At 67.3% G+C, this 1666-nt stretch carries 1 pseudogene; it reads right to left on the reverse strand.

Annotated features, from left to right (window positions below):
• Positions 1–96 precede the first annotated feature (96 nt).
• Positions 97–1257: pseudogene (locus ABZ070_RS37190) on the reverse strand (ParA family protein); the annotation flags it as partial.
• Positions 1258–1666 lie beyond the last annotated feature (409 nt).

The raw sequence follows: 1666 nt of genomic DNA on the forward strand, positions 1-1666 counted from the left end.
CGGCCAGACCGGGTCGTCGGCGAGGGGCGGTGCGCCGTGGGAGAGATAGAGCGCCGGCATGCGCTCAGCGGCGGGGGTGGCATTCATGTGACGACACTCGGCGTGACACCGGGCGAGCACCTCCCTGGCGAGCTGGCGGTACGCGGCGGCGCCGACGGAGTTCGAGGCGTACGTCGTGATGGGCTCGCCGGCGACCGTGGTCTCGGGGAAGCGGACGGTCCGGCCGATCACCGTGTGGTACACGTGGTCGTCGAACGCCTCGACGACCCGCGCCAGCACCTCGCGGCTGTGCACGGTCCGCGAGTCGTACATGGTGGCGAGGATGCCGTCGAGCTCCAGCTCGGGGTTGAGCCGCTCCTGGACCTTCTCGATCGTCTCGGTGAGCAGTGCCACTCCGCGCAGCGCGAAGAACTCGCACTCGAGCGGCACTATCACCTTGTGCGCCGCGGTCAGCGCGTTGACGGTGAGCAGACCGAGCGACGGCTGACAGTCGATCACGATGTAGTCGTAGTCGGACATCAGCGGTTTCAGTGCGCGCTGCAGCGTCGACTCACGCGCGACCTCGCTCACCAACTGCACTTCCGCGGCGGAGAGGTCGATGTTGCTCGGCAGCAAATCCATGTTGGGCACGGCGGTCTTGAGGAGGACCTCGTCGGCCGACATGCCGCGTTCCATGAGGAGGTTGTAGACCGTCAGGTCCAGCTCCATGGGGTTGACGCCGAGACCTACGGACAGAGCGCCCTGCGGGTCGAAGTCGACGAGCAGCACGCGTCGTCCGTACTCGGCGAGCGCGGCGCCCAGGTTGATGGTCGACGTCGTCTTGCCGACGCCGCCCTTCTGGTTGCACATCGCGATGATCTTCGCGGGGCCGTGGTCGGTCAGCGGGCCCGGGATCGGGAAGTACGGCAGCGGGCGTCCGGTGGGGCCGATCCTCTCGCGGCGCTGGCGGGCAGCGTCGGGCGCGAGGGTGGCCGCGTACTCGGGATCGGGCTCGTACTCGGCATCGGGGTCGTAGAAGTGCCCCTCGGGGACTTCCTCGTAGGCGGCGAAGTGGGTGGACTCTCGGCCACTCTCGTTGCCGGCCGTGGCGTTCACGTGTTGGCCGTCCATCGTCTTCATCGTGTGGGCTGTCGTCATGTGCGTCGTGTGCTGGTGCGTCGCGAAGGGGCGGACAGCGACGGAGCCGACAGCCTCGAGACCGGACGAAGGGCCGCGGCCCGTCGCTGGGGGCGCCTCCCCCACGCCTCCAGGGCGCAGGGAGGGAGCTCCTGGTCGGGCACCCCCGGGAGTAAATGTCGACTCATTCACAAGTCGTCTTACCTCCTTGGATGTGACCAGGAAACTTATCGATAGGTCAGCGTGGCACCATGCCGACGATTGGCGACTCTATGGCGTGTCACCGGTCCGCAGCAACACAATCCGCCGGACCCGGCCCGATGTGTCGGCAATCGAACACCCCGCTGTCAAGGGCGCACAGGCTTCCTCGTGTGCCTCCGTCCGCACGTTTCAGGGGTGCGCGAAACGGTTAAAGGGTTACGTTCGAGGCGAGTTGACCGAGAGCCGCAAAGCGGGCGGACACGAGTCCGGCCACAGCTGTGAGAGCCCCTCCTGTTCGGTTCGTGGCCAAGAACGGAGATACTAGGGGCGGGCATCGACGACGCCGCGC

This window comes from Streptomyces sp. NPDC006283, assembly GCF_040613325.1.
GTDB lineage: Bacteria > Actinomycetota > Actinomycetes > Streptomycetales > Streptomycetaceae > Streptomyces.